The sequence below is a fragment of the Tenacibaculum aquaeponti genome (genome assembly GCF_052084715.1).
In the GTDB taxonomy this organism is placed as follows: domain Bacteria; phylum Bacteroidota; class Bacteroidia; order Flavobacteriales; family Flavobacteriaceae; genus Polaribacter.
Map to the genome: position 1 here is coordinate 3832965 of NZ_CP197288.1, position 17968 is coordinate 3850932.

Genomic DNA, 17968 nt, shown 5'->3' on the forward strand with positions numbered 1-17968 from the left:
ATGAAAAAAAAGTTACTTTTTCTATTTATTGCTTTAACTTCAGTTCTAGGATTTTCACAAGATGATGGAAGTCAATCAGAAAAAGAAGCTAAAGTTCAAGTATTGCCAGAAAATATTGGGCAAATCTTAAATCAAGAAGCTACTCAGAAAAAAGGAATTTCTGAAACTCCGCCGAATAATTTAATGGCAAGAAGGAGACCTGATGTAGCCTTTGATGAAAGAAGATTACCACCTGGAGGTATTAATATTAGAGGTAATGTTACTTTTGTAGGTAACAATATTTTAAATAGAGATTTTAGAGAGTTTACTTTATACACTAGAAGTTCTACAATGTCTTGGTTTAGAGATCGATGTGGTAGATGGTATAGAGACTATACTTATACTCCCACAACACAGACTGTAGATGCTAATGAACCGCATCCAAATAATACTGTTGGAGACGATTTGTATGTTATAAATTCTATTAATGGTTGTAATAGAGCATTTTTTATTAATGTTAATGATGCACAGTTCAATAATGGTAATATTTATATGAATTATATAGATATTGATGATGATGAAGGAATCGCTGGAAATGGGGATACGTTTTCTTCGTCTAAATCAACATTAAATTTACCAAATTGTTCAAGAGTTGTACATGCAAGTTTATATTGGGCAGGTGTTTTTCCTTATGAATCTTGGGAAACTGAAAATTCTAGACCTGGAGACTACAGAAATATAAAATTTAAGTTACCTGGAGAACCTTATCAAGATATAACAAGTGATGAAGTTCTATATGATAGTGGTATAGCAACACAAAGACCTTATGTATGTTATAAAGATGTAACATCTATGGTACAAGGGTTATCTAATCCAAATGGAGATTATTATGCAGGAAATATTAGAGCAACAATTGGTCGCGATAGTAGAAATGGTTTAGGAGGTGCTGCAGGATGGGTAATGGTTGTTATTTATGAAAATGAAACTGACTCTAGTAAAAATATTTCAATCTTTGATGGTTTTGCTACCATAGATGGTACTAATAATGCTGATGTTAATTTTACAGGTTTTAATACAATTCCTTCTGGTCCAGTAAGAGCTCAATTTTTAACTGCTGCTTTAGAAGGAGATGGTTTTATTTTTAATGATAACTTTCAAATAAGAAATACATCTGGGAATTTTGTTAATGTTAGCACGCCTACAACAAATCCAGTTGATAACTTTTTTAATGGAAGTATCACACAATATGATGCACACACTACTTCAAGAAACCCTGATAGTGAAAACACTTTAGGATTTGATGTAGATTTATTTAATGTTGATAACCCATTAAATACAAATATAGCCAATAATCAAACTAGTTTAGATGCAAGATTTACAACTGGAGGAGATGTATATTGGCCATTTTTAAATGTATTTGCAATTGAAATTATTGAACCAGTTATTCAACTTGTAAAAACTGTTGATGATAATGCTGGTACAGATTTAGCCGGAGTAACTTTAGGGTTAGGAAGTGACTTGTGGTATAATGTTTCTTTTCAGAATACAGGAACAGATGATGCTACGAATACTGTAATTACAGATAGACTTCCTAGAAACGTAAATTTAGTTCCAGCAGATGTTATTACTCCTACGGGGGTAACATTAACAAATTATGTTCCACCTTCAGCAGGTAATGGTTTTAGAGGTGAATTAACATTTGAAGTTGATGATTCTTTAGTTGAAGAAGGTGGTGCTGTTCATAATATACGATTTCATGTTCAAGTTGTTTCAGATTGTAGCTTATTGACAGATGTATGTTCTAATGTTGTTGAAAATCAAGCGTTTGCAAGATATGATGGTGTTACGGGTGGAGTTTCGGTAAATGATGCTCCTAGTGTTTCAGGAATAGATGCATGTAATTTTGGAATTGTTGGATCAACAAATTTTTTAGTTGATATTTCAAGTTGTAATAATTTCTCTCAAAATGTTTCATTGTGTGGATCTTCGGTTGATTTAACTGCTGGTGCAGGTTTTGGTAATTATGAATGGAGAGATGGTTCTGGTAACATTATTGCTTCAGGAGATGAAGCTAGTACAAGAACTATAACGGTTACATCAACAGGAACTTATACAGTAACAAAGACAAATCCACCAGGAGCTCCTGCTGCTTGTGTGCCTTTTGACGAAACCTTTGTGGTAGGGCCTTTTGGTTCAGGAGTTAATCCTATTGCTGCTGTTGCTGATAGAGTTGTAACTTGTGTAAATGATCCTACTTTAGAGTTAGCAGAAATTTATTTATGTGGTAGTTCTGATTCTCGTTCAATTCCTACTGGAGTAGCAGCTCCTACTACCGTAAGATGGCAAGTTTTAAGTTCAGGAAGTACACCAACTCCAGATGTTACTTGTCCAGATGTAGGAGGAACTTGGGTAGATGTAGCAACAGATGTAAATAGTACAACACGAACTTTTTCTGATGCAGGTCAATATAGGTTAATTGTAGAAGAACCAGGAGGGTGTTTCGAACGTTATTATTTTAATGTTTTTAAAGGAACAGTTAACCCAACAATTGTTACTGAAGATATTATTTGTTCTACAAACGGTAGTATAACAATTAACAGCGTACCTGCAGGATATGAATATGCTATAGTACCAGCAGGTGATCCAGCACCAGCAGTTGGAGCTTATCAAGCATCAAATGTCTTTCCAATTTCTACAGCTGGAAATTACGATGTTTATATAAGAAATGTAGCTATTTCTTGTGTGTTTCCTTACCCTAATCAGTCTGTAGGAGAGGTAACTATGGATGTAGACGTAACAACTACTCCAATATTATGTGCTGGTGATTCTGGGGAAATTAATATTCAAATAAACGCTCCAACATCTGAACAATATGTATATAATATTACTAGCGGAGGATCGGTTGTAAGTACTTTTGGACCAACAACAGATCGTTCTAGAACTTTCCCAATTAGTGCATCAGGAACATACACAGTAGAAATAACATCAACTACAAGTAGTTGTACTTATACAGAAACTTTACCTGCAATAACAGTACCACCGGCGTTAAATATTAATGCTGTGAATACAAAAGATATAGATTGTTCTAATGGAATAATTACATTATCTGCTAATGGAGGTACTATAGGAGGCAGTGGTTATACTTATGCTTTATGGTCTTATACACCTGCTAGTACAGCAACAAAAACAGCAATAAGTTATGCTGATTTTAGTGCTATTCCAGCTACATATGACGCTACAACTTTTGAAGGTTTTACAACAAACACAACATATAACATCCCAAATGGAAGTGAAGGAACTTATGAATTTATTGTTGTAGATGACAATAACTGTACAGATATTTCTTCACCTGTAATTATAAGTTTAGAAGATGCTTTACAATTTTCTGAAAACCATACAGATACTACATGTTCAGGAAATATAGATGGAACGATTACAATTATCACAGATACGCCACCAGGTTCATTAGCATATTCTTTAGAATATAGTGATGATGGAGGAACAACATTTCAAGCTTCAAATTCATTTACAGCTTTGGCACCTGGTGATTATACAATTACTATAAGAGCAACAAAAGGAGCTTCAGTTTGTAGTTATACTGTTGGTCCAATCACTATTGCTAATCCTTCTTCACCATCTAGTTCTGCTACTTTAAATCCAGATGCAACTTGTACTCAACCGAACGGAGTAATTACATTTACAGATGCAACAGGAGGTTCAGGTACTGGTTACCAGTATAGTATAAATAATGGAACTACATGGCAAAGTTCAACAATATTTAATACTGTTGGTCCAGGTACCTACGATTTATTAGTAAGAGATTCAAATGGATGTACTTCTCAAGTGTTACCACAAATTGTTGTTGATCCTTTTCCAACAATTCCTAATATTCCAAGTGCTATAGATTATAATTGTGATGGAACAGCAACAGTAACTTTCAACCCACCTGCTACACCATCATTAACATATAGTTATAGTATGGATGGAGGTACACCTCAAACATCTAATGTATTTACAAACGTAAGTGCTGCCACTCATACATTTACAGTTACAGCTGATAGAGCATGTCCGAGAGATTTTATTGTTGATGTTCTACCAAATCAAGGGTTTTCAGGTAGTATTACTGGAAGTACAAATTCAGAATGTAATGCTTCTAATAATGGAACAATTACGATTCAAGCAAATAATTTTACAGGAGGAAGTTATGAATACTCTATAGATGGTGGAGGTAGTTGGTCTTCAACAGCTGATAATCCTTTCAGGATTGTTGGTGTTCCAGCAGGAAATCATAACGTTAGAATTAGAGAAGATTCAGGTTCAATAGTTTGTGAATTAGACTTAGGAAATGTAACGATAACAGAACCAGATCCTTTAAATGTAACAGGTTCAATAACAACGACTGCAAATTGTACAGGACCAAATTCTGCATCTATAACGGTTCAAGCTACAGGTGGTACAGCACCATATGAATATAGCATAGATGATGGAGCAACATGGCAATCATCTAATATATTTACAGGTTTATCATCAGGAACTTATACTATAAGTGTAAGAGATACCAATAATTGTACAGAATGTGGTTGTTCAACAGATCCTTTCATCAATGGAAGTTTTGAAACTGTACCTTCTGGTATAACAACTTTTAGAATTGTTGATGAAAATCAATTAGATGGTTGGGACAGTACGGCTAGCGACAATCAATTAGAAATTTGGAGAAGTGGGTTCAATGGAGTTCCTGCTTCTGATGGAAATTATTTTGCTGAATTAAATGCAAATTTACCATCAGCTTTATATCAAGAATTTTGTACAATACCTGGAGATGTAATTAATTGGTCTTTAGATCATAGAGGAAGAAGTGGTACAGATGTAGCAGAAGTAAGAATTGGAGGAAACTTAACTACTTCGAACTTTACACAAACAATGTCAGATGGTAATTCTTCATGGGGATCATACTCAGGTTCTTATACAGTTCCTGCGGGACAAACAACAACAGTGATTTCTTTTGTTGCAATCTCTACTGCATCTGGTAGTTTATCTGTAGGTAATTTTATAGATAATGTTAGAATGACAGTAAATGCTGTAGGTTGTGTTCCTTTTACTATTGATGTTCCAAATCCAGATCCAGTATTATTTACAGCTACACCAGTTACATGTTATGATGGAACTAATGGAGAGATTACATTAAATATTACTAGTGGAGAAGCACCATTTAGAGTACGTTTAAACGGAGGAACTTTTGAGAATGTAACAGGATCAAGTCATACTTTTACAGGATTAGGAGCCAATACATATAATATAGAAGTTGTTGATAATAAAGGTTGTACAAACTCAATTTCCACAACAATTCTACCACAGATTACAGTAACAGCTACTAGCACACCAGAGGATTGTAACTTAGGTACGATTACTTCAGTAGGTGCAGGGGGAACAGGAACAGGATATGTTTATGCCGTAGTTGCAGATGGAGTTACACCAGTTGCAGGCGATTTTTCATCAGGTAATGCTTCAGTTGATAGAGCAGCTGGAACTTATGATGTTTATGTAGAGGATAGTAACGGATGTCGTGGAGTTTTCCAAGATGTTGTAGTAGGAAGTGTTTTACCAGTAACAGCAAGTGTGTCAGATACTCAGCCAAGCTGTTCAACAGATACAGGAAGTTTAAGTATTACAGTATCTCAAGGAACTTCACCATATACAATTAATATAACAGGAGCTTCTACTATTACACGAACAGGAGTTGGAACTACATCAGAGAATTTCACAGGCTTAGGAGATGGTACCTATAATATAGAAGTTGTAGATTCAGAAGGATGTAATTTTACAACAACAGGAACAATTACAGTTCCAGTTGCTTTAAGCGGTGGCGGAGCAAGTGAGACAGATTTAAGTTGTACTCCAACAGGAGGAACGAACTTAGGAAGCATTAGTTTCACAGATCCAACAGGAGGAACAGGCTCATATGTTTATTTCTACAAATTAACAAGTAGTGCTACATTCTTAAGTAGTACAACTTCACCAGTTACAGGCTTATCATCAGGAACTTATGATGTTCTTATAGAGGATACTAATGGCTGTAGTGGATTTACAGGTACAGTTACAATTGATGATTTACCAGCAGTACCAACGTTAAGCGAAGCAGTTGTTTATAATTGTGATGGTACAGGTAATATTACTATTACACCTAGCCCAGTAGGAACATATACCTATACTTTATTAGATTCAACAGGAGCTACAGTTGCTACAAATGGTACAGGAGTTTTCAATGGTCAAGCTGTTGGAAGTTATACAGTTGAAGTAGCTTACGGAAGTGGCTGTAGTACAGATATAGGAGTAGTTATATTAGATAATCAAGAATTTACAGCGAGTGTTGTAGGTTCAGCAGTTTCATGTAATGGTGATACAGATGGAGATATAACAATTACAGCGACTAACTTTGGAGTTTCATTTGAGTACAATATTAATGGTTTAGGTTGGGTAACAGGAAATACAACAAGTCCATTAACAGTACCGACTACATTAGGAGCAGGAACCTACACAGTTGAAGTTCGTTCCTCTACAGTTTCATCAGGAGGTTCACAATGTGTTGTTACGGTAAACAATGTAAGTATCACCGAGCCAAGTGCTTTAACAGGCTTAACGGCTAATGTTTTAAAAGAGGTTACATGTGATCCAGCTACAGGAGCGACAATTGAAGGAGATGTAACGGGAGGTACTCCACCATATACCTATGATTACCAATTAAATGGAGCGGGAGCTTTCATTACAAGTTTAACCGACATTCCAGCAGGAACACATACAATTAGAGTAACAGATGATAATGGATGTACAGCTACAGCTAGTTTTACAATAAACAATTTTGATCCAGTACTATTTACAGCTACACCAGTTACATGTTATGATGGCACTAATGGATCGATTACATTAAATATTACTAGTGGAGAGGCACCATTTAGAGCAAGTATAGATGGGGGAGCCTTTGAGAATGTAACAGGTTCAAGTCATACTTTTACAGGATTAGGAGCCAATACATATAGTATAGAAGTTATTGATAATAAAGGTTGTACAGAAACAGTAAACACAACAATTCTACCACAAGTTACGGTAACAGCTACCAGTACACCAGAGGATTGTAACTTAGGTACGATTACTTCAGTAGGTGCAGGGGGAACAGGAACAGGATATGTTTATGCCGTAGTTGCAGATGGAGTTACACCAGTTGCAGGCGATTTTTCATCAGGTAATGCTTCAGTTGATAGAGCAGCTGGAACTTATGATGTTTATGTAGAGGATAGTAACGGATGTCGTGGAGTTTTCCAAGATGTTGTAGTAGGAAGTGTTTTACCAGTAACAGCAAGTGTGTCAGATACTCAGCCAAGCTGTTCAACAGATACGGGTAGTTTAAGTATTACAGTATCTCAAGGAACTCCACCATATACAATTAATATAACAGGAGCTTCTACTATTACACGAACAGGAGTTGGAACTACATCAGAGAATTTCACAGGCTTAGGAGATGGTACCTATAATATAGAAGTTGTAGATTCAGAAGGATGTAATTTTACAACAACAGGAACAATTACAGTTCCAGTTGCTTTAAGTGGTGGCGGAGCAAGTGAGACAGATTTAAGTTGTACACCAACAGGAGGAACGAACTTAGGAAGCATTAGTTTCACAGATCCAACAGGAGGAACAGGCTCATATGTTTATTTCTACAAATTAACAAGTAGTGCTACATTCTTAAGTAGTACAACTTCACCAGTTACAGGCTTATCATCAGGGACTTATGATGTTCTTATAGAGGATACTAATGGCTGTAGTGGATTTACAGGTACAGTTACAATTGATGATTTACCAGCAGTACCAACGTTAAGCGAAGCAGTTGTTTATAATTGTGATGGTACAGGTAATATTACTATTACACCTAGCCCAGTAGGAACATATACCTATACTTTATTAGATTCAACAGGAGCTACAGTTGCTACAAATGGTACAGGAGTTTTCAATGGTCAAGCTGTTGGAAGTTATACAGTTGAAGTAGCTTACGGAAGTGGCTGTAGTACAGATATAGGAGTAGTTATATTAGATAATCAAGAATTTACAGCGAGTGTTGTAGGTTCAGCAGTTTCATGTAATGGTGATACAGATGGAGATATAACAATTACAGCGACTAACTTTGGAGCTTCATTTGAGTACAATATTAATGGTTTAGGTTGGGTAACAGGAAATACAACAAGTCCATTAACAGTACCGACTACATTAGGAGCAGGAACCTACACAGTTGAAGTTCGTTCCTCTACAGTTTCATCAGGAGGTTCACAATGTGTTGTTACGGTAAACAATGTAAGTATCACCGAGCCAAGTGCTTTAACAGGTTTAACGGCTAATGTTTTAAAAGAGGTTACATGTGACCCAGCTACAGGAGCGACAATTGAAGGAGATGTAACGGGAGGTACTCCACCATATAGCTATGATTACCAATTAAATGGAGCGGGAGCTTTCATTACAAGTTTAACCGACATTCCAGCAGGAACACATACAATTAGAGTAACAGATGATAATGGATGTACAGCTACAGCTAGTTTTACAATAAACAATTTTGATCCAGTACTATTTACAGCTACACCAGTTACATGTTATGATGGCACTAATGGATCGATTACATTAAATATTACTAGTGGAGAGGCACCATTTAGAGCAAGTATAGATGGGGGAGCCTTTGAGAATGTAACAGGTTCAAGTCATACTTTTACAGGATTAGGAGCCAATACATATAGTATAGAAGTTATTGATAATAAAGGTTGTACAGAAACAGTAAGCACAACAATTCTACCACAAGTTACGGTAACAGCTACCAGTACACCAGAGGATTGTAACTTAGGTACGATTACTTCAGTAGGTGCAGGGGGAACAGGAACAGGATATGTTTATGCCGTAGTTGCAGATGGAGTTACACCAGTTGCAGGCGATTTTTCATCAGGTAATGCTTCAGTTGATAGAGCAGCTGGAACTTATGATGTTTATGTAGAGGATAGTAACGGATGTCGTGGAGTTTTCCAAGATGTTGTAGTAGGAAGTGTTTTACCAGTAACAGCAAGTGTGTCAGATACTCAGCCAAGCTGTTCAACAGATACGGGTAGTTTAAGTATTACAGTATCTCAAGGAACTCCACCATATACAATTAATATAACAGGAGCTTCTACTATTACACGAACAGGAGTTGGAACTACATCAGAGAATTTCACAGGCTTAGGAGATGGTACCTATAATATAGAAGTTGTAGATTCAGAAGGATGTAATTTTACAACAACAGGAACAATTACAGTTCCAGTTGCTTTAAGTGGTGGCGGAGCAAGTGAGACAGATTTAAGTTGTACTCCAACAGGAGGAACGAACTTAGGAAGCATTAGTTTCACAGATCCAACAGGAGGAACAGGCTCATATGTTTATTTCTACAAATTAACAAGTAGTGCTACATTCTTAAGTAGTACAACTTCACCAGTTACAGGCTTATCATCAGGAACTTATGATGTTCTTATAGAGGATACTAATGGCTGTAGTGGATTTACAGGTACAGTTACAATTGATGATTTACCAGCAGTACCAACGTTAAGCGAAGCAGTTGTTTATAATTGTGATGGTACAGGTAATATTACTATTACACCTAGCCCAGTAGGAACATATACCTATACTTTATTAGATTCAACAGGAGCTACAGTTGCTACAAATGGTACAGGAGTTTTCAATGGTCAAGCTGTTGGAAGTTATACAGTTGAAGTAGCTTACGGAAGTGGCTGTAGTACAGATATAGGAGTAGTTATATTAGATAATCAAGAATTTACAGCGAGTGTTGTAGGTTCAGCAGTTTCATGTAATGGTGATACAGATGGAGATATAACAATTACAGCGACTAACTTTGGAGCTTCATTTGAGTACAATATTAATGGTTTAGGTTGGGTAACAGGAAATACAACAAGTCCATTAACAGTACCGACTACATTAGGAGCAGGAACCTACACAGTTGAAGTTCGTTCCTCTACAGTTTCATCAGGAGGTTCACAATGTGTTGTTACGGTAAACAATGTAAGTATCACCGAGCCAAGTGCTTTAACAGGCTTAACGGCTAATGTTTTAAAAGAGGTTACATGTGATCCAGCTACAGGAGCGACAATTGAAGGAGATGTAACGGGAGGTACTCCACCATATACCTATGATTACCAATTAAATGGAGCGGGAGCTTTCATTACAAGTTTAACCGACATTCCAGCAGGAACACATACAATTAGAGTAACAGATGATAATGGATGTACAGCTACAGCTAGTTTTACAATAAACAATTTTGACCCAGTACTATTCACAGCTACACCAGTTACATGTTATGATGGCACTAATGGATCGATTACATTAAATATTACTAGTGGAGAGGCACCATTTAGAGCAAGTATAGATGGGGGAGCCTTTGAGAATGTAACAGGTTCAAGTCATACTTTTACAGGATTAGGAGCCAATACATATAGTATAGAAGTTATTGATAATAAAGGTTGTACAGAAACAGTAAGCACAACAATTTTACCACAAGTTACGGTAACAGCTACTAGTACACCAGAGGATTGTAACTTAGGTACGATTACTTCAGTAGGTGCAGGGGGAACAGGAACAGGATATGTTTATGCCGTAGTTGCAGATGGAGTTACACCAGTTGCAGGCGATTTTTCATCAGGTAATGCTTCAGTTGATAGAGCAGCTGGAACTTATGATGTTTATGTAGAGGATAGTAACGGATGTCGTGGAGTTTTCCAAGATGTTGTAGTAGGAAGTGTTTTACCAGTAACAGCAAGTGTGTCAGATACTCAGCCAAGCTGTTCAACAGATACAGGAAGTTTAAGTATTACAGTATCTCAAGGAACTCCACCATATACAATTAATATAACAGGAGCTTCTACTATTACACGAACAGGAGTTGGAACTACATCAGAGAATTTCACAGGCTTAGGAGATGGTACCTATAATATAGAAGTTGTAGATTCAGAAGGATGTAATTTTACAACAACAGGAACAATTACAGTTCCAGTTGCTTTAAGTGGTGGCGGAGCAAGTGAGACAGATTTAAGTTGTACTCCAACAGGAGGAACGAACTTAGGAAGCATTAGTTTCACAGATCCAACAGGAGGAACAGGCTCATATGTTTATTTCTACAAATTAACAAGTAGTGCTACATTCTTAAGTAGTACAACTTCACCAGTTACAGGCTTATCATCAGGAACTTATGATGTTCTTATAGAGGATACTAATGGCTGTAGTGGATTTACAGGTACAGTTACAATTGATGATTTACCAGCAGTCCCAACGTTAAGCGAAGCAGTTGTTTATAATTGTGATGGTACAGGTAATATTACTATTACACCTAGCCCAGTAGGAACATATACCTATACTTTATTAGATTCAACAGGAGCTACAGTTGCTACAAATGGTACAGGAGTTTTCAATGGTCAAGCTGTTGGAAGTTATACAGTTGAAGTAGCTTACGGAAGTGGCTGTAGTACAGATATAGGAGTAGTTATATTAGATAATCAAGAATTTACAGCGAGTGTTGTAGGTTCAGCAGTTTCATGTAATGGTGATACAGATGGAGATATAACAATTACAGCGACTAACTTTGGAGCTTCATTTGAGTACAATATTAATGGTTTAGGTTGGGTAACAGGAAATACAACAAGTCCATTAACAGTACCGACTACATTAGGAGCAGGAACCTACACAGTTGAAGTTCGTTCCTCTACAGTTTCATCAGGAGGTTCACAATGTGTTGTTACGGTAAACAATGTAAGTATCACCGAGCCAAGTGCTTTAACAGGTTTAACGGCTAATGTTTTAAAAGAGGTTACATGTGATCCAGCTACAGGAGCGACAATTGAAGGAGATGTAACGGGAGGTACTCCACCATATACCTATGATTACCAATTAAATGGAGCGGGAGCTTTCATTACAAGTTTAACCGACATTCCAGCAGGAACACATACAATTAGAGTAACAGATGATAATGGATGTACAGCTACAGCTAGTTTTACAATAAACAATTTTGATCCAGTACTATTCACAGCTACACCAGTTACATGTTATGATGGCACTAATGGATCGATTACATTAAATATTACTAGTGGAGAGGCACCATTTAGAGCAAGTATAGATGGCGGAGCCTTTGAGAATGTAACAGGTTCAAGTCATACTTTTACAGGATTAGGAGCCAATACATATAGTATAGAAGTTATTGATAATAAAGGTTGTACAGAAACAGTAAGCACAACAATTTTACCACAAGTTACGGTAACAGCTACTAGTACACCAGAGGATTGTAACTTAGGTACGATTACTTCAGTAGGTGCAGGGGGAACAGGAACAGGATATGTTTATGCCGTAGTTGCAGATGGAGTTACACCAGTTGCAGGCGATTTTTCATCAGGTAATGCTTCAGTTGATAGAGCAGCTGGAACTTATGATGTTTATGTAGAGGATAGTAACGGATGTCGTGGAGTTTTCCAAGATGTTGTAGTAGGAAGTGTTTTACCAGTAACAGCAAGTGTGTCAGATACTCAGCCAAGCTGTTCAACAGATACAGGAAGTTTAAGTATTACAGTATCTCAAGGAACTCCACCATATACAATTAATATAACAGGAGCTTCTACTATTACACGAACAGGAGTTGGAACTACATCAGAGAATTTCACAGGCTTAGGAGATGGTACCTATAATATAGAAGTTGTAGATTCAGAAGGATGTAATTTTACAACAACAGGAACAATTACAGTTCCAGTTGCTTTAAGTGGTGGCGGAGCAAGTGAGACAGATTTAAGTTGTACTCCAACAGGAGGAACGAACTTAGGAAGCATTAGTTTCACAGATCCAACAGGAGGAACAGGCTCATATGTTTATTTCTACAAATTAACAAGTAGTGCTACATTCTTAAGTAGTACAACTTCACCAGTTACAGGCTTATCATCAGGAACTTATGATGTTCTTATAGAGGATACTAATGGCTGTAGTGGATTTACAGGTACAGTTACAATTGATGATTTACCAGCAGTCCCAACGTTAAGCGAAGCAGTTGTTTATAATTGTGATGGTACAGGTAATATTACTATTACACCTAGCCCAGTAGGAACATATACCTATACTTTATTAGATTCAACAGGAGCTACAGTTGCTACAAATGGTACAGGAGTTTTCAATGGTCAAGCTGTTGGAAGTTATACAGTTGAAGTAGCTTACGGAAGTGGCTGTAGTACAGATATAGGAGTAGTTATATTAGATAATCAAGAATTTACAGCGAGTGTTGTAGGTTCAGCAGTTTCATGTAATGGTGATACAGATGGAGATATAACAATTACAGCGACTAACTTTGGAGCTTCATTTGAGTACAATATTAATGGTTTAGGTTGGGTAACAGGAAATACAACAAGTCCATTAACAGTACCGACTACATTAGGAGCAGGAACCTACACAGTTGAAGTTCGTTCCTCTACAGTTTCATCAGGAGGTTCACAATGTGTTGTTACGGTAAACAATGTAAGTATCACCGAGCCAAGTGCTTTAACAGGCTTAACGGCTAATGTTTTAAAAGAGGTTACATGTGATCCAGCTACAGGAGCGACAATTGAAGGAGATGTAACGGGAGGTACTCCACCATATACCTATGATTACCAATTAAATGGAGCGGGAGCTTTCATTACAAGTTTAACCGACATTCCAGCAGGAACACATACAATTAGAGTAACAGATGATAATGGATGTACAGCTACAGCTAGTTTTACAATAAACAATTTTGACCCAGTACTATTCACAGCTACACCAGTTACATGTTATGATGGCACTAATGGATCGATTACATTAAATATTACTAGTGGAGAGGCACCATTTAGAGCAAGTATAGATGGGGGAGCCTTTGAGAATGTGACAGGTTCAAGTCATACTTTTACAGGATTAGGAGCCAATACATATAGTATAGAAGTTATTGATAATAAAGGTTGTACAGAAACAGTAAGCACAACAATTTTACCACAATTGGTAGCGGGTGTTACTGTTGTAGATGCAAGCTGTAATGCAGGTTCTATCACTATTAATCCTTCAGGTGGATCTGGTGGGTATACTTTTTCTGTAGAAGTCGACGCTGCAACCCCAGCAGGTGCTCCTTCTGGAAGTTTTTCAGGAACTAATCCAATATCAGCAGGTGCAGGTACTTATGATGTATTTGTAAGGGATAGTAATGGTTGTACAATTGTTATTGAAGATGTAATAGTAGGTAATGTTCCACCAGTAGGATTATCATTAACAGGAGTTCAACCTTTATGTAATGGAGATGAAGGAAGTATTGATGTAACAATTTCTAATGGTAGAATTCCTCATACAATAACAATTGAAGATTCAGTTGGAACAGTTTTACAAACAATAAATAATTTTACAGGGACTGTTTTATCATTCCCTAATCTATCTGCTGATACTTATACAGTGAGAATAACAGATGGTTTAACATGTAATGATTCTGACTCTGTAACATTAGTTAATCCCAATCCATTAGTTTTAGATATTGAACCAGTTCCACCACCAAATTGTGGAGTTTCAGAACCTTTATTAACTGGTTTTAACTTTATAAATGTTAGTCCTACAGATTTTCCTGGAGATATTTTAGAGTATACAGTAGATAATGGAACGACTTGGTTAGCATTTACTGATGGTCAAATTAGAGGATATGACCCTGATGATGTTGTTTATCCGGGGTTAAGAATTAGAGATGGAGTAACAGGTGTCGTTAAATGTATAGAACTTAACGGACAATTTATTATACCATTTAATGTTAGTGGTATTGTAGTAGATGTAACACCAACAGGAGATTGTGCAACAGGTTATATAGTTACTGTAGTTGCTCAAGGAGGAGTTGGACCATTTGAGTTTTCTATTAACTCATCAACAGGACCTTGGTTACCAGCAATTCAAGCTGGACCAGTAGATCTTGATCCAACCAATCCAAATTCAGATTTTAGAAGACACATTTTCTCAGATATAATACCAGGTTTAGATTATCAATTTTATGTAAGAGATACAACAACTGGATGTATAGAAACAAATGATCCGGATACGCCTTTAGTTTTCCCAGATTCTACATTTGACGTAAGTATTACAGGAGTAGTAAATAGTCAATCTTGTTCAGGTGCATCTAATGATGGAGCAATAACTTTTACTATTGATGACATTGACGGAGTTTTAGCAGGAAATAATATAGCTTGGGAATTATATGACGGAAATACTAATGCCCCATTAACAACACCAATAACAGGTACAATAGCAGATACAGAAACATATCCTTTCAATTTACCTGTTACAGGTTTAGATCCTGGTTTATATTATTTAATAATTGAAAGAGATCCAGCAACACCTACTACATGTAGTTGGGGAAGTCTAGATTTCGAAGTTCTTGAATCAGTAGCAATTACAGGAGTTTTAAATCCGATAAGAGATATTACTTGTAATGCAAATGGTGTAATAAGAGTTGAAAGTGTTGCAGGAGGTACACCTCCTTATACATATTCTTTAGTTAGTGCAACTAATTTTACAGTAGCTAGTGCTATAGTTAATGGTAACGAAATTGAGTTCCCATATTCTGCTGTCGGTACTATAACTTCAGATGTTACTAATATTTTTATTAGAATTACTGATAGTAATGGTAATGTTTGTACAACAGACTTAGGTCCAGAAACATTAATTGTTAGTCAGATACCTACATTTTCAGTTGCAAAGAATGATAATGCTTGTACAGCAGATTTAGGTGAAGTAACAGTAACAGTAACAGGAGCCACTACAGGAAATTATACAGCCACATTAACAGGTGCTCTTGGATCAAGTTTCACTTTAACAGGATCAGGACCTTTTAACTTCACAGGTTTAGTAGCAGATACATATACAGTAGCTTTTGAAGATACAAATGGATGTTCACCAGCAACGCAAAATATTACAATTAACCCAGATTTAGACTTTGATATTACTCCAGTAAGCATTTTAACTTGTGCTGTAGGAGCAGAATACAGTATTGAGGTTAGTTCAGGAACAGGAAGCTACAGTTATGTAGTTGAAGATCCAAGTTCAACAAGTGTTGCTACTGGCACAATAGTAGTAGGAACAGGAGTAAGCAGTAACTTTACTTTACCATTAGGTACAGCATTAGGAACGTATACTGTTAGAGTTACCGATACAGGTTCAGGTAGTTGTGTTGTAAGCAAGACCTTTGAAGTAGTTGCACCAGTTGATCCAGCATTTACAGTAAATGCTATCGATGCTACATGTAACGGAAGTGCTACAGGACGTATTGAAGTAACAGTAACAGCAGGCTTAACTCCATTCACATACAGTTTAGTTCAAACATCAGGATCAGGCTTAGGAGCAGGAGAAGGGGATTATGATCCGGTAAGTGGCGCTTTTACTAATGTCCCAGCAGGAACATATACAGTAACTTTAACTGGAGCAAATGGATGTTCAACAGATGTTACCGGAGTTATAGTAGATGACAATCCATTATTAACGGTTGTAGCACCAAGTGCAGTTCAATTTGGATGTAGTACAGGTAACACCGTTGACAATGCTACATTAAGTATCGATACTGCATCAGGTTCAGGAATTTCAGGAGGAAGCACAGTGTATAACACCGTTGAGTTATACTTAGATGTTGCCCCATTTGGAGATTTTGATACAAGTTTAGATACAGAGATTACAGCTGTAACAGTTGCAGGAAGTGTTAACACATACAGTATCTCAGATACATCAGGAGGGAATTTCTATGTGCGTGTTGTAGATAGCGAAGGGTGTGAGAGTTTCTCAGCAATAACTACAATCAATGCATTTGATGAATTACAAGATATCATCCCGAGTCAGAATGATGCGATTAGTTGTGTTAATGGTGGAGAATTAATAGATATAATCTTTAATTCAAGTTTAACAGTAACAGGAGCTACGGTTGTTATTTCAGATAATACAGGCGCTACAGTTGAGACGATCAATAATGTTGATAGTGGAGTAAGTGTAACAAATACTACACGATTAGCAGCAGGAGTTTACACAGTAACAGTTACTCATCCAGTAACAGGTTGTGAGTTAAGTTCGAGTTATGAAGTTGTTGATGTACCAAATCACTTAATCAATGTAACTCAAACGGCACCAGTTGTTTGTTTCGGCTCAAGTACCGCAGCAGTAGAGATTATCTTTGATAGTAGTACCCCATATACAGGCGGATATACTTATACAGTATTTGATGCAGGTACAGGAACAGCTACTGCTATCACAGGAAGTGGAACAGGAAATGTAGTAGAATCGATTACAGGTTTAGCCGCAGGCGATTACTTTGTTAGAGTAGCTATGACAGCGTTCCCAGACTGTACAAGAGATACAGCTACGTTTACCATATCAGGTCCAACAGGAGCTATTAGTTATACAGCGGTTCCAACAGGAATTACCTGTACAGGCGATAGTGATGGAAGTATCCGTGTAGACGCAGTTACAGGCGGATGGGGCGGTTATGAATACCAATTAGCTCCAGACACAGGTTCAGCTACCCCAGGAGGAACAGCAGCAGTTGCTTACAGTGGAAATAACTTATTTGAGAATTTATTACCAGGAGATTATATCGTAACTGTACGAGATACCAATGGATGTGAGGTTGCACAGAATGTTAATGTATCAGATGTTACTCAGGTTAACTTTAGTGTTACCAAGAATGACAATGCATGTAGTACAGATGGAGGAGAGATTACAGTTACTATTGCAGATGGAAGTTCACCATACACAGCAACGTTAAGTGGTGCATTAGGATCAAGCTTTACTTTAACAGGAGCGAGTCCATTAGTATTTAGTGGTTTAGTAGCAGATGATTATACGGTTTCAGTAGTTGACAGTAATAACTGTCCAGCAGCAGGAGCACAGAATATTACAATTAATCCAGATTTAGACTTTG

General features: G+C 36.9%; 1 protein-coding gene (running past one end of the window). It reads left to right on the forward strand.

All coding sequences use genetic code 11. The annotated features are described in order from the left end of the window. Positions 1-17968, forward strand: the 5' portion of a protein-coding gene (locus ACSIGC_RS17465; RefSeq protein WP_442266048.1) for a T9SS type B sorting domain-containing protein. It continues 11531 nt past the right edge of the window; 17968 of the gene's 29499 nt are visible here — the first part of the coding sequence; its start codon is at positions 1-3; the stop codon falls past the right edge of the window.